Below are 20,698 nucleotides of genomic sequence, written 5' to 3'. Positions count from 1 at the left end.
ATTAAATTGAGTAAAAAAAGGAAAATCGAGCATTAGCATGTTTTTTCGACAGAGAAAACGTTTTATTGTAGAACTGTATAAATTTAGATGTTTTCTACATTAAAAATAGTGTAAAAATAGTTAAACGAGGGGCCAAATGTGGCTAATTTGTGTACAAAAAAGAACAGCGAACAATTAATCAAATTGTTCGCTGTTCTTTACAAATTAGAAACCTAAAGAACGACGGAAATAGCTTGCATAGCGTTGGCTAACAGGGATGCGTGTACCATCTTTCATAATTAATAAAAACGTTGAGTGTGAATCTGGTTGAATTTCATCGATGTAGTCAATGTTAACGATATAAGAGCGGTGACAACGAATAAATGAGTCAGGTGCTAAAAATAGCTCTAAATCACTTAGGTTTAAACGGTGATAACCTTCACGAGTCATTGTTTTAACAAATGTTTTACGGAGTTGAGTTTCTAAATAAATAACTTGATCATGTTTGATTGGGTACCAGCAATCATCAATTTTGATTGTAATGTAGTTTGTTAAGAATGCTGATGGTTTTTGCGGGAAGATAGCAGTAATAGCTCCTTTTGTTTCGCCTTCCTCCATTAAAGGAATACTCATGCCATAATAAGCGACACCGAAGACATCGGGTTCAATGTAAGAGCTGATTTTTTGACCATAGCTTAATGCTTTGTGTGCGGCTGAGCCTTCTTTAATAGGGTCACCAGGTTTAATTTTTAAATCAACTTTCTTGCTTGGCTGGTAATACAAATATTCATTTGTATCAGAGATAGCAATGGACGTATTCTCAGGGAAGAACTCCTTAATGATCTCCATAATCTCTTCTATTTGTTTTGGATCCACTTTAAACACCTCGTCTAAACTTTTAAAAATAGTATTATCATCTATTTTACTACATATTCATATAAATTATATAGAGAAGATTTAGGAATAAAATAGAAAAATGTCGAATGATCCATTAGAATGATGTAAGATGTTTTGTATAATTTGTAAATAAATTTATAAAATGACTAATTTATTTTGATATGTATATGGTAAAATTTAATTGTTAGGAATAAGTTTACGAGGTTTCTACTATGCATATGTGATAAATTAGAACTAGAGTAGCAAGTAAAATGTGGTTGAAAGGAAATCGCAGAATATGGTAAAATTCACTGTATAGTCTATTTTTTTTAGATCTGGTGTTTTAGTAGGGTTATTTTTGATTTATTTGTTAATAAAATTTGTGAAATAGGACTCAGTTCTTATATTGAATAAGTAAATACTATTTTCTTATTTTTAATTCGTCGGGATTGGTGTCAAATATTGTCATGCAATTCGTGCACTCTGAGGAAAGATGGGGAAGATTATGCAACTACATCAACATTCTATGTCAGAAACGATATCCAAAAGATACTTCCAAGAAATCGATAATATTAATCAATATATCGGTGTCGAAGAATTTTTTAATATTGAGTCGAAATTAATTTTTGAAATTTACCATTTAGAATCTGCAAAAGCGAAAAAATCTTTGCATGAGTTAATTGATATTCTCTCAATTCGTTTTGGCAAACAGGTCATTAAAATCGTTCGAAGTTATTTTTCTGTTTTGTCATCAATTGTTGCTCGTAAATTGCTGGACAATCAAGTACCTTCGAAAAAAGCATTTGCTTTCAATATTGCGTGTAACGATATGATAGAAAATCAGATGAAAGACGCAGAGTTTTTACAATTTGCTGATGATTTAATTGATTTCTTTGTTTACTTTATTGCAGATCGCAAACAACCGACTTTCCGACATCAAACTGTTAACAAAGTGATAATGTATATAAATGACGAGCTTGAAAATGATTTAACTGTAGAAAGTATCGCAAATAACTTTCATATAAGTACTAGTCACTTATCACGTATTTTTAGAGAACATGTAGGTATTACATTGGTTGAGTATTTAAATGTTAGACGTGTAGAAGAATCACAATACTACTTACGACATACAAACAAAAGTATTACTTCTATCTCAGATCAATTCCATTTTTGTAATCAAAGCTATTTTACTCGGATTTTCAAAAAATATACGGGAGTTACGCCAAAACATTTCAGAGACGAACTTCATCATGAATTTTATCGTTTTGAAATGGCAGAGACTGAATTACAAAATGTCTAGATTTTGAGCATAGAGAATGAGAAGGTGCGAACATATTAGCGTTGCTAAAGCTCGCATCTTTTTTTGATGAATCATCTGAGGAAACAGCTTAAGGAATGAGTAGCACTTGCTATTTGATAAAGAGAGACCCTATAAGGTATACTTCACAGTAGTTGATAAATAATAGTAGGTGGAAAAATGAAAAATTTGAAGCTATTTTCAATGCTTGGTCTTGCCGTTTTTGTTCTTAGTGGCTGTCAAGCTGTGCAAAACAAAGAAGGTTTTTTCTATAGTATCTTTGTAAAACCTATGGAATTTTTATTGGAGTTTTTCGGGAATGATATCTTTTCAGGAAGCTATGGTTTAGCAATCATTGCGATTACGGTTCTAATTCGTTTAGTCTTAATGCCGATTATGTTAAAAAACTATCGTCAGCAGCAATTAATGAAAACGAAGATGGATGCTTTTAAACCTGAAATGGAAGCCGTTCAGAAAAAAATGAAGGAAGCTAAGACAAAAGAAGAGCAAACGCAATATCAACAAGAAATGATGGCTCTATATCAAAAGCATGGTATTAATCCTCTTAATATGGGTTGTTTACCGATGTTAATTCAAATGCCGATTATTATGGGTCTGTATTTCTCGATCTTGTATTCTGCAGATGTGAAATCCCATGAGTTTTTATGGTTTAGCTTAGGGTCACCTGATATTGTAATGACTATTGTGGCAGGGATTGTTTACCTAGTCCAGGCTCGTGTATCTTTATGGACTGTACCTGAGCAACAAAAAGCTCAGATGAAAATGTTTATTTATATTTCACCAATTATGATTGTCTTTATCTCCATGTCTTCTATGGCAGCACTACCTTTGTATTGGTCTGTCAGTGGTGCATTGTTGATTATTCAAACATATATTGGGCGTAAATATTATTCGGAACATCCCGAGAAAGCAAAAAAATAAATTCATCGATGTCGAGGCGCCTTTGTTGCCTCGATTTTTTTAGGAGGACAGCAAGATGAACAGAAAATGGCTATCATCTATTCTTGTCGCAATTTTTAGTATTGCGGCACTCATGTTTATTATTTTAGGGAAATTTAATTTTGCCGTACTTGCAATGACAATCATGTTCGCCTTATCAAACGGGTTTAGAGCGAAAAGCTTTAAAGAGCAAGGCTATGTAAAAGAAGCGAAGTGGATGCAGTATATGGCGATTTTTTTCGCAATTGCGTCTATAGTCGTATTTGCCATCGTTCTAACAGATTAATTGAATATTTAGGTAGGAAATTTACACCTGAAAATGTGAACAGTGCTAAAATAAGAGTATAACTAGTAATACAATAAAATAGGTATTTTCAAGGTGAAAAGCTATAAGAACATCATCCTTTTAGATACCTGATATTTTAAAAGGGGTATAAATAGTGAAAAACAATCGTCTTCCGCTTATCGTTGGTGCTTTCATATCTATCGCGTTAATCGTCGCAATTTTTGTCGTCTACAACTATAAGAATAATCAAGCAAATAGTGCAGCTGATGAGCAACCAAAAACAACAGAAACAAACAAAACAACTGAACAAGATACTACAGCAACAGAGAAACCAGACAATACAGAAACACCCGCAAAGCCAGAGCCACAACCAGACGAAAATGGCTATCTTCCAAATCAAACATTACCTACCGAACCAACTTATATCAATGGTATTCTGCTAGCCAATAAAATTTATCCGCTTCCTTCTACCTTTGCACCTGAAGAAAATCCAGAAGCAAGAGAAGCGTTAAATCAAATGTTAGCGGCTGCCAAGCAGCAAGGATTTGATTTAGTTGCATTTAGTGGTTACCGTTCTTTTGAATATCAAACAACACTTTATGATAACTATGTTAAACGTGATGGGCAGGCGGCAGCAGATCGATACAGTGCCCGTCCTGGCTATTCGGAACACCAGACAGGCTTAGCGTTTGATATAGGAGAGCGTGGAAAAGAAGACGTGTGGCTGACAGAAGAGTTTGGCGAAACCCCAGCAGGGCAATGGCTATTTGCGCACGCACAAGAGTATGGTTTTATTTTGCGTTTCCCTCAAAACAAAGAAGAGATAACAGGTTATATGTATGAGTCTTGGCATTATCGTTATGTGGGCAAAGAGGTTGCAAAAGACATTACAAAGAAAAATATTACGTTAGAAGAATATCTAGGCGTGAAATAATAAAAGGAAGAGAAGCGGTTCTTCTATGAACAGGCTCTCTTCCTTTTTATTTTTATAAAATGGGTGTTAATAAACGGGAAATAGATTCTTTAAATTTAATCAGTGTTGAACGGTTTTTATACATTTCCCAGGTTAATTCCGTACAATCAAAAATATCCTTTTCAAACAGCTCTGCCAGTTGGTGCGATATATTGGCATCATATATGAAGGCATTGACTTCAAAATTTAGACTGAAACTTCGTACATCGATATTCGCTGTTCCAACAGTGGATGCCTCGTCATCAATAATAATAGCTTTCGCGTGAATAAAGCCCTTTTCATAAATGTAGACTTTGGCCCCTGCACGTAATAATTGACCCACATAAGAATAAGTTGCCCAATAAACAAACATGTGATCAGGCTTGTTAGGAATCATAATACGTACATCAATGCCTGACAAGGTTGCAATTTTAATGGCGTCTAAGAAACTAATATCTGGGATGAAATAAGGTGTTTGAATATAAATATATTTTTTAGCCATATTAATCAGCTTTAAGTAACCGATCTTTATTTGCTCCCAGTCTGAATCTGGTCCACTTGAAACAATCTGCAAACCAACGTCACCCTTCTTCGGAATGGCAGGGAAATAGCGATCGGAGTACCCCATTTTTTGTTGAGCACTAGCTTGGTTCCAATCGAGTAAAAAGCGTGTTTGTAATGGATGTACAGCACTACCTTCAATACGTAAGTGTGTATCCCTCCAATAACCAAACTTTTTTTGTAATCCTAAATATTCATCACCGACGTTAAATCCACCTATATAGCCAATTCGGCCGTCAATGACAACGATTTTTCGGTGATTTCTAAAATTTAAACGAGGATTAAGAAGTGGCAAAATGGATGGGAAGAAAACTTCTACTTCACCACCAGCATGCAGCAATTCTTTAAAATGGCGCCTTTTTACATTACGAGAGCCCATTTCATCATAGAGAAGACGTACCTTAACGCCTTGCTTTGCTTTTTTTATCAATGCATTGACGATACGTGTACCTAAGTCATCAAGTCGGAAAATATAATACTGAATGTGGATATGATCTTTAGCTACTTCAATGTCTTTAAGGAGTTGTTCAAACTTATCGGCGCCATCATCAAAAATATCCAGATGGTTGTCCTGCGTTAAAACCGCATTGTTTGTTCTGAGGTGCATATAAATCATCTCTTGATAATTTTCTGCATTGGCAATGCGAAATTCAAATGTCTCATCACGAATAGCATCCATCTGATAGTTGATGAGATTATCAATCCCAATATCCTTGCGTCCTTCCCAACGGAATAAATGCTTTCTTCGTAATTGTCTTCCAAGTAATAAGTACAAAATAAATCCAGCTAATGGCAGGAAAAATAATACGAGAATCCATGCCCATGTAGAGGTAGCATCTTTACGTTCTAAGAAAATGATGGTCAAGGCTAATAAAATATTAAAAAACAAAGTTAAAGGAACTAAATATTCTATATCTGTAAAAATGCTCATTCCTACACCTGCCTTTACTATTGTTAACAACATACTTAGTATAGCCTACTTCAAATGAGGAAAGAAGATATGAAATGGCTAGATAGCATGGAAAAGGATTATCCCTTAGACATATCAGAGATAATCCGATGGTTTAATTAGTAATTTCTCATTGAAATAAAATATCAGAGAAGAAGCTTTTCTAGGCTAACGAAAATTGCCCCAACACATAAGGCCCTATATTAAATGTTTGATAATTGGGAAGTTAGGGTTCACAGGAAATTTATTTTCTGTGAACGCAGTTGAAAGTAACATCTCTCCGATTTTCACTTATGCCTCCTGAAAGCAATAAAGTGCAACATGTTATATATTTTCATGACGCAATGATTTACTGGATGCCTTATATATATAAATCAGACTTATAGAAAGGAGGGCTATCGCTGCCGAAATATAATAACCGAGACTTGCTTGTACGGTAAATAACCATGTGAAAAATAATGGGCCAAGAATACGTCCTAAGTTATCCATTGAATAGGACAGCCCTGCGGCAGTTCCATATTGTCCTCCAGATTCTTTAGAGGAGAGTGATACTACGCATGTTCTTGCGATTGCATTACCTGCTGTAAAGACACAAAGGGCAAGCCCAGCGATAAAAAGATTAGCTGTCAATGTGAATAAAAGCATGCCGATAGCAGTTACAATTTGTGCACTGATTAACCATGTCGTCTCACGGCCATTTTTTATGCGTCGAACGACCCCGCCTTGAATGGCTGCATCAACAAGGCCACTAAACATGAATAAGTAACCAATTTGTAATGGTGTAATGTGAATTTTTTCGATTTGAAATAGTTGGAATGTAGCTTCAACGCCCGCTAGCATAAATGTTACTAAAAATGAAAACATAAATAGATAGCGCACACGGTATTGTAGCATGGTTCCAGCACCTTTTGGCACGATAGCACGTTTATTTGAATCTTTTCGTTTTTCAGGTTCTTTTAGGACGAAACTTGCATAAATAAATAATAGTGCAATTAATGAGGCGGATGCAATAAATGGTAATTGCAAGCTATAATGACCTAACATCCCACCGATTGCTGGACCAAAAATAAAACCAAGACCAATGGACATGCCCATAAAGCCCATATATTTATTGCGATCCTCTTCACTGGACATATCAGCAATAAATCCTGTTACTGCAGTATATAATGCTCCAGAAAATAAACCACCAATTATACGTGACACATACAATATAGCTAGATTATCTATAAATAATGAAAAAATAACAAAACTAAGGCTAAAGCCAACTAGACCTGTTAGGATCAGTTGTTTACGCCCTACCTTATCTGATAGCATACCCCAAAATGGAGCTGTGAAAAAACTTGCAAGTGAATACACGGTCAGTAAACCACCTACGTGGAGATCATTCCAGTTTTGCTGCACAATTACCTCTGGTAAGACGGGAATAATAATGCCGAACCCTAGATAAACGAGGAATTGAACAGACATCAATAATAAAATAGCCTTTTTCATACAGTTCCCTGCTTTCATACATATTTCAATATGTATATTCTAACCTTCTTGTTCTTGCGATTACAAGAATAGGGAAGGAGAAGCTTGGATTAAGAGGAATTATTCAGTAAAGAAATAAAGCGTTTTAAGATTTTTTAAACCTATGTTCTGATCAGTGAATAATATGTAGCCATTTTGGGTAATTTAAATATGTTTGGTGGTAAAGTTAGATGGGTGTGAAAAATTTACAATGTAACAAAATTGAAAAATTTTAAAGGTAAGTTAAATGGTATGATAAATTTGTCAGACATCATACGCGTAGAAAAATGAAACTTTTTCGTAAATAAAACGTTATATAAAATCGAGGAAAGATTGAGGTGGAATGTATGACAAAAGAAGTAGATTTGAAAAAGATTGTTTCGAATTTATCTAAGTTGGGTGTAACAGCCACTGTAACAAAGTCTCGACTAGAACTTTTAAAAGTGCTCACACCACCAACGCAAACTCCGCAAGTTCAAGCTTAACTCGTTTCCAATAGAAAAAGGGAAGTCTCGCACATAGAGACTTCCTTTTTTCTATATTTATTCATCTTCATCATGTGTTGTAAACATATACGTTCGATAATGGAATCGCATACTAAAGACCAGTCCAATGGCTAAGGCATTTCCCATCAGAGAACTTCCTCCGTAGCTAATGAACGGAAGTGGAATACCTGTGATAGGTAATAATTGAATAGTCATTCCTATATTTTCGAAAACGTGGAAAGTAATCATGGCGATAATCCCAGCACAAACATAGGTCGAGAAGGGATCTTTCAATAAGAGTGTTGTCTTTGTTAGATGATAAATTAATAAGAAGAAAATACAAATAACAATACTAGCGCCAATAAAGCCCCATTCTTCACCTATTACGGTAAAAATGAAATCGGTGTGGTTCTCAGCTACATATACCTCTCGATTTCGGAAACCCTTACCAAAAATTTCACCTGATCCAATCGCATTTAAAGAAGTAATTAAGTGATAGCCATCACTAGATGAATAGGAATAGGGATCTAGCCATGAATAAATACGCGCAAATTGATACGCCTTAAAACCAAATGTTTTCTCTAGGAAATCTTGCATATAGAGTGCCATCCACAGTAGTGCGCCACCTGCTACCATGCCACCTAAAAATGTCGGTAGAATTATTTTCCAAGAAATTCCTGCTACGATAATAAGAGCAGCAGTAATGGCAAAGAATACAAGAGCTGAACCTAGGTCAGGCTGCTTCAAAATGATAGCCAAAGGTACAATTAAAGTGATTGCGATTTTACCTAGTAGCAAAAAGTCTGTTTTAATAGACCTTAATGAATAAACTTCATGGTGCTTACTAATTAATCGTGCTAGTGCTAAAATGTAAAAAGTTTTCATAAACTCAGAAGGCTGAATATTCCCAATCGGCGTATGATACCAGCTTTTAGCACCATTTACAGGTGCACCGATTTGACCTTCTCCTTCAGGCATAAAAATAAGCAGTACCAGTAAGGCAATCCCTGCTCCATACATATACCATGACATTTTTTTATATTGATCTGGCTCAAAAAACATGACGATACCAATAATTACTGCACCAATCACATACCATTGCATTTGCTTTGGTACGTAGTTAATGCCATACTGACCTGATGTTTGGGCAGATGCAATAGCTAACAAACTAATGACTAGAAAAGTGAAGAGAATAAAAGCAAGGGTCCAGTCAAAACGATTTGCGAAATTTCGTTTATTTTCCATAAAAGCCACCTAAATTAAAATAGTATCTCAATATGAGTAAATGTGATGCGATTCTTCCTATTTCGTTTATAATTGGTCAAAGAAGAAAGCAAATTATCATCCAACAGTGGTGTAAGAATAGCTCATATCTATTGATAAGCTTGCAATTTGCTTTGAATATTGTCAATGGAATTTTAAGCAAATACTTGAACTCATTGAGTAATCTAAAATTTATATGCAAATGCATGTTTAACATTCCTAATTATAACGCAAAAAACACTTTTATGCCTGCGTATATAGTAGTGACGACAATTAACATAAAATGTTTCAAAAAATTCATGTTTAGACTTATAATGTAGTGAAGAGTGGGGTGATGGTTGTGGCTAAAAAATTAAAGTCAGCTGATGATTTTATGTATCATATTTATGTTCATATGAATGATGTCGATAAATTTGTCATTTTTAGCGGGTTAAAATTCTCGCAATTTGTGGCTGCACTTGAACCACTGCATCACTTACTGTTATTAAAACATTCCTATGAAGACGGTTCTTTTAATATGCATACACAATTTGAATATGTATTGGAAGAAGATGTTCCTCGTTTTGTGAAAAAATCAGCTGAATCAAAAGAATTATGCTGGATTGATTTTATGGACGAGAAGAGGCTAGATCATCTAACACCGATGGAACAAGGAGAATTGCTTTACATAAGTCATAAAAAAGAACCGATTACGTCAGCATTTTTTAACAAATTACAAAATAGATTCGTCTATTATTCTTCAGATTTAGAGAAAATGACGAAAGTTTATTTTCGTCATTTAAGTGATTCGGATTTATTGGTTGCCAATGTATTTAATAGTTTAATTCGTGAAAAGGAACGGAGCACTGGTTTTTGGCGTCGAAAAGTAAAATCGAGTATTCCTGCTGTATCTCCAGATTTTTTACGTTCTTACCGATCCTTTGCGAAAGATGGAGCATTACTATCTTTGTATCGGATTGAAAAACCAAAGGCAGCGTATGGAATAGAAGTTCGTAATTTGTCTGAATATTCTTTTCCCGATGAAGTTTGGGATGACTTAAGTACGATTTTAAAAACGGAGCACGATGAATTGATATATATTATTTAATCTTCATTGCAGCACAGTCTAAGAGCATTCACCTCTCTAAAATGAAGATAGGCCATTGGTAGATATTACGCATATTGAATTGTGTCTGTACAATTCAATGACAGGAAGTAATGATGTCAAGGCATAATTGATGAAATGTACACGCAAAATCTCACCGTCAAAAATACGGTGAGATTTTTATGTCATTTGTCAAGACGTTTCATGATAAACTAATAGTACTCAAGAAGTATGTGGAGGGCACAAAAATGAAAAAAAGAATCGGTTTATTATACGGCGGAAAGTCAGCGGAGCACGAAGTGTCATTATCAACAGCACGTGCAGTCACTGGAGCTTTGAATTTCGAGGAGTATGAAGTATATCCGATTTTCATTACATCTGACGGGGAATGGCGACGTGGAGAGCGTTTAGAAAAACCTGTAAGTGCAATAGAAGAATTACAATTTGGTGATGATACAACAATTTTAGAAAATAATATTACTGATTTTTTGATCGATGACAATGGCAATGAGGTACAGTTCGATGTCATTTTCCCATTGTTACATGGTACTAATGGCGAGGATGGAACGGTGCAAGGTTTACTTGAGGTTCTGAATTTACCGTATGTAGGAAATGGTGTATTAGCATCCTCTGCTGGTATGGATAAAGTGGTAATGAAGCAATTATTTGAAATTGCAGGGTTACCACAAGTGCCCTATACGTATTTTATTCGTAGTGAGTGGAAGAATGAGCAACAGGTAATCATTGAACGTTGTGAAAGCAATTTGAGTTGGCCAATGTTTGTGAAGCCTGCAAACTTAGGATCGAGTGTTGGGATTAGCAAAGCAACAGATCGTGAGGAATTAGTCAAAGCAATTGAAGTTGCTTTGCAGTATGACCGTAAAATCGTTGTTGAGCAAGGAATTGTCGCTCGTGAAGTTGAATTAGCAGTGTTAGGTAATGACTACCCTGAAGTTTCCGTGCCAGGTGAAATTAAACCAGTTACTGAATTTTATGATTATGATTCTAAATATAAGGACGGCTCTACAGCACTTATTATTCCAGCTGAGCTTCCAGTAGAAACTGTTGAGAGCTTAAAGGAACTGGCAAAGCGCGCATTTAAGGCTATAGATGGCAGCGGCTTAGTTCGTGCGGACTTTTTTGTAACAGCTGAGAATAACGTTTACATTAATGAAGTGAACACAATGCCAGGTTTCACGCCTGTAAGTATGTATCCATTATTATGGCAGCATACAAATGTGAGTTATCCAGAGCTGATCGACCGTTTAATTACCTTAGCAATAGAACGTTATGAAGAAAAACAACAGCTTCACTATAAAAAAGACTGAGTGGGATTATTGTGAAAAAAACATTAAAACAATTAGCTGCATGGTTAAATGAGGATATGGCGGCTTTTGGTGACACGGTTGTGTCAGGAATTTCTATTGATACAAGAACAATTCAACAAGGGGACCTATTTGTACCATTTCGTGGTGAGCATACAAATGGGCACAAGTTTGTGATTCAAGCATTTGAGAAAGGTGCCGGTGCTTCTCTTTGGCAAAAAGATGAGCCCAATCCACCAGAAGGTTACCCTTTATTATTTGTGGATGATCCAGAATTAGCTTTGCAAGAAATGGCTAGAGCCTATCGTAATGAACATAAAGCAAAATTTATTGGCATTACAGGTTCAAATGGTAAGACATCAACAAAGGATATTTTAGCTGGGACACTTGCTCCATTCTTTAAGGTACAAAAAACGATTGGGAACTTTAATAATCAATTAGGCCTGCCGATTACAATCTTACAGCTTGACGAAGATACGGATGTGGCCGTCCTTGAGATGGGCATGAGTGGATTTGGTGAAATTGAATTTTTAACTAAGCTTGCTCGTCCTCATATGACAGTTATCACAAATATTGGTGAGGCCCATATGCAGGATTTAGGGTCACGTGCAGGTATAGCAAAAGCGAAGTTTGAAATTATTCAAGGAATGCAACCAGATGGTCTATTATTCTATGATGGCGATGAACCTCTGCTTCAGGAATTAGTGGCAAAGGAACAGCACTTACAGGCAGTGCCGTTTGGATTAGAGTCAGATAATCTTTTATACGTAGAAAATATTCACGCTAATGCGGATGGTAGTCACTTCACTACACACGGTATGATAGAGGGTGACTTCTTTATTTCAGTGCTTGGCAAGCATCAAGTGAAAAATACACTTGTGGCCATGTTAATTTCTCATAAGCTAGGTTTAAACAATGAACAAATTCGTACATCCTTAGAGCATGTGGTATTAACAGATATGAGGATGCAACAAGTGCAAGGAACGAATGGTGCATTGTTTATCAACGATGCCTATAATGCAGCACCAACCTCGGTAAAAGCTGCCATTCAATTTATGGCTTCCTCTACAATTCGTCCTGAAAAATGGCTTGTGTTAGGAGACATGCTGGAGCTTGGACCAAATGAGCAAAGTTTCCACGAAGGGCTAGCAGAATATATAAATGAGCATGAAATCGATTATATCTGCTTATTTGGCCCTCGGATGGCATATCTTTATCAAGTATTAAAAGAGCGCTTTGAGGCAGAACGTTTATTGTATGCGGAAGATGATTATACGGCGATTATTGACAAGCTAAAACAAGCGAATGACGCATCTATTGTTTTACTTAAAGGCTCACGTGGTATGAAATTAGAGACGATCTTAAAGGCATTTACGTCATAGTATCAATGAAATCGGTGGGATATACGCTCACCGATTTATTCATGTAGAGTTATCTTGTTAAATGAGGTGAGGACGTTGTCAGTAGGTGTACTATGTATTCACGGTTTTTCAGGTGGACCTTATGAGGTAGAGCCATTCACAACATACTTGCGTGCACATACAGATTGGGTCATTGCAGAGCCGACATTGTCTGGGCATGGAGAAGAATTGCATATGAGTGGTTTTAAGGCAAAGCATTGGTTAATGGATGCAGAGTTAGCCTTCCGATCATTAGTAAAAAAAGTTGACGAGGTAATCGTTGTCGGTTTTTCAATGGGAGGAATCATAGCACTATACTTAGCTAAACGCTATAAAGTAAAAAAACTTGTATTACTGAGTGCTGCTGCAAAGTATGTGAGCCCTAAGCAGCTAGTCAATGATTTCAAAATGTTAGCTACTGAAGCATATCACCATAATTTGACTAATAACGAACTCTATTTACGATATCATCATAAGTTTAACAATGTGCCTCTTGCATCAACGGTAGAATTTATGAAGTTGGTAAGGATGGTGGCGCCGTATTATCAGCATATTCAAATTCCTGTATACATCGTGCAAGGTAAGTTGGATGGGATAGTGCCCTATCACACGGCACAATTTCTTTTTGATGAATTAGCCTCAAAAGACAAAGTTTTGTATTTTTCTGATAATGGCAAGCATCATATATGTTTTGAGGAAGATTGCTCTGAATGGTTTCCACAGGTTTTAATGTTTTTGAAGAACGAATAAAGTAGTCAGATTATTACGACTCATGCGTTATCGTTGCATAGGATTTAAAGCCATGTTAGACTAGTGTAAGCAATGGATACATTTTGTGCGAAGACTCTTCATATTTGGTTGAAGAGTACTTTTTTTTGAACACAACGGTTTTATTCTAAAGTTAATAATTACGACAGAATCGAACCGCTCGGTAAAGACCGGGCTTTCCTTTTCATATAAGAGAGCTCTATATGAACTATCATGTAGAGAAAATTTTTAAGTAACGGAAACGTTCCACTACACAGGCTCGAATTTGCCGACAACTTCATCTGAAAATGTAACCATTTGTCAACTTAAAAGGAAAAAAGGAGATTGAGAAGTTTGACAAATTTTTCAGAATTAAATATTAGCGAATCTACATTACGCTCAGTAAAGCGTATGGGATTTGAAGAAGCAACACCAATCCAAGAAGGTACTATTCGTTTTGCGATTGAAGGCCGTGATGTATTAGGTCAAGCACAAACAGGTACTGGTAAAACTGCCGCTTTCGGGATTCCACTAATCGAAAAAATCGATCCAAAAAACCCAAATATTCAAGCATTAGTCATTGCTCCAACTCGTGAGTTAGCGATTCAAGTTTCAGAAGAGCTATATAAAATTGGCTATGACAAACGCGTAAAATTATTATCAGTATACGGTGGTCAAGAAATTGGCCGTCAAATTCGTGCACTGAAAAATAGACCTCAAATCATTGTTGGTACGCCAGGTCGTATTATTGATCATATTAATCGTCGTACGTTAAAATTAGAAGATGTTCAAACATTAGTATTGGATGAAGCAGATGAAATGTTAAACATGGGCTTTATCGATGATATTAATTCAATCTTAGAAAACGTGCCTTCTGAGCGTCAAACATTACTGTTCTCAGCAACGATGCCACCAGCAATCCGTAAAATTGCAGAAACATTTATGCGTGATCCAGAAATCGTGAAAATTAAAGCAAAAGAATTAACAGTTGATAATATTGATCAATATTTTGTTAAGTCTGCTGAACGTGAAAAATTCGATGTTTTATCTCGTTTATTAAATGTTCACCAACCAGAGCTAGCTATTATTTTTGGTCGTACAAAACGTCGTGTAGATGAGCTTGCACAGGCCCTATCTATTCGTGGCTATTTAGCTGAAGGTATTCATGGTGATTTAAGCCAAGCGAAGCGTATCTCAGTATTACGCCAGTTTAAAGAAAATAAAATCGATATCCTTGTTGCGACAGATGTAGCCGCTCGTGGACTTGATATTTCTGGTGTAACACACGTTTATAACTTTGATATTCCTCAAGATCCTGAATCTTACGTTCACCGTATTGGACGTACAGGTCGTGCAGGTAAATCAGGTCTTGCCGTAACATTTGTAACACCACGTGAAATGGGTTACTTACGTATTGTAGAAGAAACTACGAAAAAACGTATGACACCTCTTCGCCCACCAACAACTGATGAAGCATTAGAGGGTCAACAACGTTTAGCTGTGGAAACACTGGAAGGTCTTATTGCTAATAACAATTTAGGTGATTACCGCACATTTGCAGCAGAATTACTAGAGAATCATGATGCAGTGGATGTTGTTGCAGCTGCTCTACGTTCATTAACGAGAGAGCCAGACGATACACCAGTAACAATCACAGAAGAACGTCCATTACCAATGCGTCGTGAACGTTCTAGCAATAACCGTGGTGGCGGTGATCGTGGCCGTGGTAACCGTAGCTTTGGCGGCGGACGTCGTGACAATGCTCGCAGTGGAGAACGTCGCAGTAGCAGTAGCCGTCGCGAAGGTGGACGCCGTGAAGGCGGACGTCGTGAAGGCGGACAAGGTCGTACTCGCTCTCCAAGACGTAACGAGGGATAATTTTTCAACCGAAATAAACTTAATCTTTATAGTAAACCTTACAGTCATGGTGGCTGTAAGGTTTTTTTTCGGCTATAGTTGAAACAAAAAGGTGAATGAATCCGTATACACCTAATGAAGAAAGAGGGGGAACGACAATGAGAGCACAACCGATTCATCAAATTTCTCGTAAAGGGCTAACTGTGTGGCGTTTATATGGGGTTATACAAACTTTGGTGCTATTAATTGTAGCGGGGCTGGTAAGCTATGGTACTTATTATTTTGAATGGCCGTCATTTATTTACTTCATAGCTGGTGCAGTTGTAGTACTAAGTGCGATACTGTCTATTTTTATATTCCCGAAAATAAGATGGGAAAGATGGCGTTATGAGGTACGTGAGCATGAAATCGAAGTACAACATGGTCTATTTGTAGTGAAACGCACATTAATACCAATGGTGCGTGTTCAGCATGTTGATACGACACAAGGGCCGATATTAAAAAAATACGATTTAGGTAATATCTCTATTTCAACAGCAGCAACTGTACATACCATTCCTGCACTTGTTATGGACGAAGCAGACGTACTGCGTGCTCGTATCTCTGATTTAGCAAGGGTGGCGGAAGATGATGTCTAAGGAAATTAATCGTTTACACCCAGTGTCTGCAATTATAACGAGTGTAAAAGCATTGAAAAGTATGATATTACCAATTGCCATTGTTATCATAAGTAACGGCTTTAATTTTTCTTTAAATTTTCGTAGTGAGCATTTTTTTGAGACTATTTTACTTTTCGGTGTATGGGGAGTTGCAGCACTTCTTGCACTCATTGGGGGAATCATAAAATGGCGGACATTTGTATACTGGTTTGAAGATGGGGAGTTGCGTGTAACATATGGATTATTTGTTAAAAAGAAACGTTATATCCCTTTTGAACGTATTCAAAGTTTAAATTACAATGAAGGTGTTTTTCATCGTATTTTTGGTTTAGTGAAAGTTCAGGTGGAGACGGCTGGTAGTAAGGGCGGAAAACCTGAGGTTGAGCTGACAGCCATTCGCAAAGCTGCGGCAGATGTTATTGAATTAGAAATGCGTCATGCTAAAAATGAAGTGGTTCAACAACAAGATCAAGCACAAGTAATAGAGGAAGCCGTATCAACCCCAATGATTTACCATATGTCTATGCGTGATTTACTGGTATTGGCAACAACATCCGGGGGAATTGGTGTCGTGCTATCAGGTCTTGCAGCTGTTGCTTCACAATTTTCCGATATTATTCCTTATGAAACAGTATTTCATGAGTTAGCTGATTTTGTGAAAATCGGAGCATTTTTAGTGGCGTTAACGGTGATGGTGGTTTTAATTGTGGCTTGGATTGTATCGGTGATCATCACACTCATTAATTATTATGATTATACAGTCCGCATTGAAGAAGACAAACTGATTATCACAAAGGGTCTATTAGAGAAAAAGCGTATTACTTTGCCGTTGAATCGAATTCAGGCAATTCGTATTGTGGAAAATCCATTGCGTCAGTTAACAGGCTTTGCTACAGTGGTCGTGGAAAGTGCTGGAGGCAACGGTGAAGATGGAAATGATAAAAAAATTACGCTATTTCCACTCATTAAGAAGCCAGATTGTATGCAAACATTAGAACAGCTTTTCCCAGATATGAATTGGCATCCTACATTTATTCGCTCACCAAAAAGGGCAAGACCATTTTTCTATCGAATTGATTTTATCTGGCTAGTTCCGATTATTGGTGCATGTAGTTATTTCTTTTACCCATACGGGCTATTGTCATTGCTGTTAATTCCATTAACGATTTTGCTTGGTATTTGGCAGCATAAAACTGCAGGCTATCAAATTGATGGGAAGCAACTGGCCATGCAGTATCGAGTTTTTAGTCGAATTACATTAATCATGGAGAAAAAACGCATTCAATCTATTGAAAGTACACAATCGTACTTTCAAAAAAGAAAGAATGTTATGTCTATAAAAGCAACCGTCATGTCAGGAGCAACTGGCACTACGGGAAGTGTATCCAGTTTAGAGCAACGAGATGCTGAAACAATCTTAACGTGGTATGAACATTCATGAACTAAAAAGCTAATCCTTTCAATTTTATGGAAGGATTAGCTTTTTTAACTATAAAAAAATAGAAATGCTGTTTATAATATAGTAAATAGAACAGAAGGGGTGAAGACATTGTTTAAATATGACATTAATGAAAGCGCTTATTTAAAGCTTCTGGATTTAAGTGATGTAGATGAGTTGTTTGCTTTAACCGACCGTTCGAGGGATACATTACGTGAATGGTTGCCATTTGTAGATGATGTCAAAACAGTAGAAGATACGGAGCAGTTCGTAAAAAAGGCTATGCAACAATATGCTGATCACAATGGCATACAAGCAGGGATTTACTATGATGGAAAGCTTGCTGGTGTAATTGGTTATCATCAAATCAACTGGCAACATAAGTGGACAAGTATTGGCTACTGGCTAGGAAATGAATTTGTGGGTAAGGGGCTCGTAACCAATTCAATGAAAGCGTTAATTGATTATGCTTTTAATTATTTAAAGTTAAATCGCATCGAAGTGCGTGTCGCAGTAGGAAATATTCGCAGTCGTACAATTCCAAAAGTATTGGGTTTCCATGAAGAAGGGCGTTTAAGGGATGCTGAGTGGCTTTATGACCATCACGTAGATCAGGTTGTTTATGGTTTAACAGCAGCTGAATGGAAAAAAATTAAGATGTCAAATGAAGCTACAGTAGTTTTATAATGGATGTCATTCTAAGGAAAGAGGAGCCGCTCTATAGGTGAGCAGCTCCTCTTTTAATTTTTAAAATTTTATAGTTTACCTGCCATCTTTTGTTTACGCCAACTTACAATTCTTTTTGGATGTAAATAGACAAGTCCAAGGATAAATCCTGTTACTAAACCGCCTAAATGGGCAAAGACATTCACATTTGGCTGAAGAAAAGTCATGATGACACTGATGACGATGATTGGTAAAATGAGCTTACGAAGCATTGGCATTGTACGACGAGTATAGTAAACTAATGCCCCAAATGCACCAAAAATGCCAAAAATAGCCCCACTTGCACCAAGACTCGCATAACTACTATCATAGAATATATAGGTTGCCATGTTGCCTACAATACCTGATACTAAATAAATTGTAATAAAGCGTGCTTTACCTGCGATTTTTTCTAACTCTGGTCCAAAGAGATATAAGGAAAACATATTAAAAAACATATGCAAAAAACCTGCATGTAAAAACATGGCAGAAAATACACGCCACCATTCACCACTTTGAATAAGGAAATTTGCCTGAATTCCGTAATTCCACAAGAGTGTTCCTATGCCGGGTATGAGAGACAATACATAAAGAATTAGATTTATGGCTATTAACGTTGAAACAATAGGGTAATACTTTGTATATTGGTTAAAATTTTCCGTTCTACTAAACATGGCTCCACCTCAATTTACAATTATTATACATGCCTTGTTGGAAATAGGTAAAGGAGAAGGTCACATGATTAAGGGAATTGGTCTCGATATTGTAGAAATGGATCGTATTGAAAAGGCTATGAAACGAACAGATAAATTTAAAGACCGCATTTTAACGGCAAGAGAAAGAAAAATATTTGACGGTTATTCAGAAACTCGTAGAATAGAATTTTTAGCTGGGCGATTTGCCGCTAAAGAAGCATTTTCAAAAGCTCTGGGAACTGGGCTTGGGGAACAATGTAAGCTGCATGATATGGAAGTATTAAGAGGAGAGGCTGGTAATCCTGTTTTATATTTTAAGGATGAACTTGTCAATGGATTTGTTAGTATTACGCACTCTAAGCACTATGCAGCTGCTCAAGTAATCTTATTAGAATAATACTTAACTTGTCTAAAAGGGTTGCATGTAAATTTAAATATATTGCTCTTTCTTCAAATGACATAACTGACAAATACGGTTCATATATTGTCGTAGTGGATTTGAAAGAAGAAAGGGTGAAAGCGTGGGCAACCGTATAGTTAAATGGCTCGTCTTACTTTGTACGATATTACTTCTGTCGGCATGTGGTGCAGCCTCACAGGAAAAAGTGTTGAAGAAAGTGAATGGTAAATGGGCAGAGACGAATGGTTATGAATTAAATGCAACGATGGAAATTAAATCTGGTGGGGAACCAAGAAATTATGATGTAACAGTATGGCACACAAAACCTGATTTCTATCGAGTAGAAGTAGTCGAAAGTGGGAAAGATGTTTCTCAAATGATTGTACGTAATGCTGATGGCGTTTTTGTCGTAACACCGACATTAAACAAAATGTATAAATTCCAAAGTGATTGGCCAAAGAAAAATAGCCAAGCCTACTTAATTGGAGCACTAGCAGAAGATTTAGCAGAAGATAAAAATCTTGTCATGAAAGAAGAAGAAAAAGCATATATATTTGAAGCGGCTACTAGAAATAGCTATAAGAACAGTATGCCACATCAGGTTATAACAGTAGATAAGAAAACTTTATTGCCAACCTCAGTAGTTATTATGAATGATGTGAAAGAAGAGCAAATTAAAATCACATTTAAGAAAATTAAACTAGGTGTGCAACATGCTGCAAAAGAGTATGCAGTTGAGCAATTCACTGATAAAGATAACACGAAAGGTGAACAAGCTACACCTTCTGACAAAGAGGGGCAAGAAGAAAATGAGGACAAGGAAGCAGTTGGTGCAGAAGTTGAATATCAAGAATTCCAAACACATTATCCTGTCGTAAATTGGGCACAATTAGCTAATGAAAAAGTTGTGCAGGAAAGTGGAATGGAACGTGTTATCTTAACATTCGATGGTGAAAAGGCATTTACCGTTATGCAGCAACCAGTAATGAAGGAAAACTCAATGTTACCTGTATCGTCACCTGGAGATCCAGTTGATTTAGGCTTTACGATTGGTGCTATTACAGATACATCAATTAGTTGGGAAAAAGATGGTGTTGAATTCTTTGTAGCTTCAAGTAAATTAACGCGTGAAGAAATGATTGAAGTTGCTACATCTATGACGATAAGTAGTATGAAGTAACTTTTCTGGCTACAGCTTTCTGGAATACGGAGGCTGTAGCTTATTGATAATATAAATGAACCTATAAAGTATAGGCTCAGGCAAAGGCTAA

At 36.5% G+C, this 20,698-nt stretch carries 20 protein-coding genes; 15 read left to right on the top strand and 5 right to left on the bottom strand.

Translation table 11 applies throughout. The features are described 5' to 3' along the window. Window positions 1–204: 204 nt before the first annotated feature. Window positions 205–855, bottom strand: a complete 651-nt coding sequence (locus MHB65_RS22670) for a LytTR family DNA-binding domain-containing protein (RefSeq protein ID WP_004232004.1) — start codon at window positions 853–855, stop codon at window positions 205–207. 505 nt (window positions 856–1,360) lie between these two features. Here MHB65_RS22670 and MHB65_RS22665 point away from each other — a divergent pair. The 4 genes from MHB65_RS22665 (at window position 1,361) to MHB65_RS22650 (ending at window position 4,332) form a co-directional block, all read left to right on the top strand. Next, entirely contained in the window at window positions 1,361–2,155 is a 795-nt protein-coding gene (locus MHB65_RS22665) for a helix-turn-helix transcriptional regulator (protein ID WP_004232009.1), read from the top strand. 177 nt (window positions 2,156–2,332) lie between these two features. Further along, window positions 2,333–3,094 carry a membrane protein insertase YidC gene (gene yidC / locus MHB65_RS22660; RefSeq protein WP_205445906.1) on the top strand — a complete coding sequence of 254 codons (762 nt, stop codon included), beginning with the start codon at window positions 2,333–2,335 and terminating at the stop codon, window positions 3,092–3,094. Between the two features lie 55 nt (window positions 3,095–3,149). Continuing rightward, window positions 3,150–3,398 carry a hypothetical protein gene (locus MHB65_RS22655; protein ID WP_342441808.1) on the top strand — a complete coding sequence of 83 codons (249 nt, stop codon included), beginning with the start codon at window positions 3,150–3,152 and terminating at the stop codon, window positions 3,396–3,398. Between the two features lie 154 nt (window positions 3,399–3,552). After that, window positions 3,553–4,332 carry a M15 family metallopeptidase gene (locus MHB65_RS22650; RefSeq protein WP_342441807.1) on the top strand — a complete coding sequence of 260 codons (780 nt, stop codon included), beginning with the start codon at window positions 3,553–3,555 and terminating at the stop codon, window positions 4,330–4,332. 52 nt (window positions 4,333–4,384) lie between these two features. Here the strand turns inward: MHB65_RS22650 and cls are convergent, their stop codons facing one another. Together cls and MHB65_RS22640 are read right to left on the bottom strand one after the other, a co-directional pair. Continuing rightward, window positions 4,385–5,842: a cardiolipin synthase gene (gene cls / locus MHB65_RS22645; protein ID WP_342443780.1), complete on the bottom strand. Its 1,458-nt coding sequence runs from the start codon at window positions 5,840–5,842 to the stop codon at window positions 4,385–4,387. 342 nt (window positions 5,843–6,184) lie between these two features. Then, a complete protein-coding gene (locus tag MHB65_RS22640; protein ID WP_342441806.1) occupies window positions 6,185–7,351 on the bottom strand; it encodes an MFS transporter in 1,167 nt (388 codons plus the stop codon). 365 nt (window positions 7,352–7,716) lie between these two features. On the opposite strand from MHB65_RS22640, the gene MHB65_RS22635 reads away from it, so the two are divergent. Next, on the top strand, window positions 7,717–7,854 hold the full coding sequence (locus MHB65_RS22635) for an Lmo0850 family protein (protein ID WP_004232019.1): 138 nt from the start codon (window positions 7,717–7,719) through the stop codon (window positions 7,852–7,854). Window positions 7,855–7,911: 57 nt separating this feature from the next. On the opposite strand, the gene MHB65_RS22630 is transcribed toward MHB65_RS22635, so the two are convergent. Then, entirely contained in the window at window positions 7,912–9,099 is a 1,188-nt protein-coding gene (locus MHB65_RS22630; protein ID WP_205445902.1) for an FtsW/RodA/SpoVE family cell cycle protein, read from the bottom strand. A 352-nt stretch (window positions 9,100–9,451) separates the two neighbouring features. Between MHB65_RS22630 and MHB65_RS22625 the strand changes: the two genes are divergently transcribed. From MHB65_RS22625 to MHB65_RS22590, 8 genes are all read left to right on the top strand, one after another. After that, a complete protein-coding gene (locus MHB65_RS22625) occupies window positions 9,452–10,204 on the top strand; it encodes a hypothetical protein (RefSeq protein ID WP_205445901.1) in 753 nt (250 codons plus the stop codon). A 245-nt stretch (window positions 10,205–10,449) separates the two neighbouring features. Then, window positions 10,450–11,529: a D-alanine--D-alanine ligase gene (locus MHB65_RS22620; RefSeq protein WP_342441805.1), complete on the top strand. Its 1,080-nt coding sequence runs from the start codon at window positions 10,450–10,452 to the stop codon at window positions 11,527–11,529. Between the two features lie 11 nt (window positions 11,530–11,540). Further along, window positions 11,541–12,908, top strand: a complete 1,368-nt coding sequence (murF, locus tag MHB65_RS22615) for a UDP-N-acetylmuramoyl-tripeptide--D-alanyl-D-alanine ligase (protein ID WP_342441804.1) — start codon at window positions 11,541–11,543, stop codon at window positions 12,906–12,908. 75 nt (window positions 12,909–12,983) lie between these two features. Then, window positions 12,984–13,676, top strand: coding sequence for an alpha/beta fold hydrolase (locus MHB65_RS22610; protein ID WP_342441803.1), 693 nt, complete (start codon window positions 12,984–12,986; stop codon window positions 13,674–13,676). Between the two features lie 351 nt (window positions 13,677–14,027). After that, window positions 14,028–15,551 carry a DEAD/DEAH box helicase gene (locus MHB65_RS22605; protein WP_205445897.1) on the top strand — a complete coding sequence of 508 codons (1,524 nt, stop codon included), beginning with the start codon at window positions 14,028–14,030 and terminating at the stop codon, window positions 15,549–15,551. Between the two features lie 137 nt (window positions 15,552–15,688). Beyond that, entirely contained in the window at window positions 15,689–16,168 is a 480-nt protein-coding gene (locus tag MHB65_RS22600; RefSeq protein WP_342441802.1) for a PH domain-containing protein, read from the top strand. Further along, window positions 16,161–17,630 carry a PH domain-containing protein gene (locus tag MHB65_RS22595; protein ID WP_342443779.1) on the top strand — a complete coding sequence of 490 codons (1,470 nt, stop codon included), beginning with the start codon at window positions 16,161–16,163 and terminating at the stop codon, window positions 17,628–17,630. Before MHB65_RS22600 ends, MHB65_RS22595 begins: the two co-directional genes overlap by 8 nt. Before the next feature lie 108 nt (window positions 17,631–17,738). After that, complete coding sequence (locus MHB65_RS22590) at window positions 17,739–18,314, top strand: GNAT family protein (protein WP_205445895.1); 576 nt, start codon at window positions 17,739–17,741, stop codon at window positions 18,312–18,314. A gap of 68 nt (window positions 18,315–18,382) precedes the next feature. On the opposite strand, the gene MHB65_RS22585 is transcribed toward MHB65_RS22590, so the two are convergent. Continuing rightward, window positions 18,383–19,006 (bottom strand): rhomboid family intramembrane serine protease, encoded by a 624-nt coding sequence (locus MHB65_RS22585; protein WP_205445894.1) that lies wholly within the window; start codon window positions 19,004–19,006, stop codon window positions 18,383–18,385. A gap of 64 nt (window positions 19,007–19,070) precedes the next feature. On the opposite strand from MHB65_RS22585, the gene acpS reads away from it, so the two are divergent. Further along, window positions 19,071–19,424, top strand: a complete 354-nt coding sequence (acpS, locus tag MHB65_RS22580) for a holo-ACP synthase (protein ID WP_342441801.1) — start codon at window positions 19,071–19,073, stop codon at window positions 19,422–19,424. A 124-nt stretch (window positions 19,425–19,548) separates the two neighbouring features. After that, window positions 19,549–20,607, top strand: a complete 1,059-nt coding sequence (locus MHB65_RS22575) for an outer membrane lipoprotein carrier protein LolA (RefSeq protein ID WP_205445892.1) — start codon at window positions 19,549–19,551, stop codon at window positions 20,605–20,607. Window positions 20,608–20,698 lie beyond the last annotated feature (91 nt).

The sequence above is a fragment of the Lysinibacillus sp. FSL K6-0075 genome (assembly GCF_038592945.1).
GTDB lineage: Bacteria > Bacillota > Bacilli > Bacillales_A > Planococcaceae > Lysinibacillus > Lysinibacillus fusiformis_F.
Note: the sequence above shows the minus strand (reverse complement) of the source record. Positions and strands in the feature narration are given on the sequence as shown.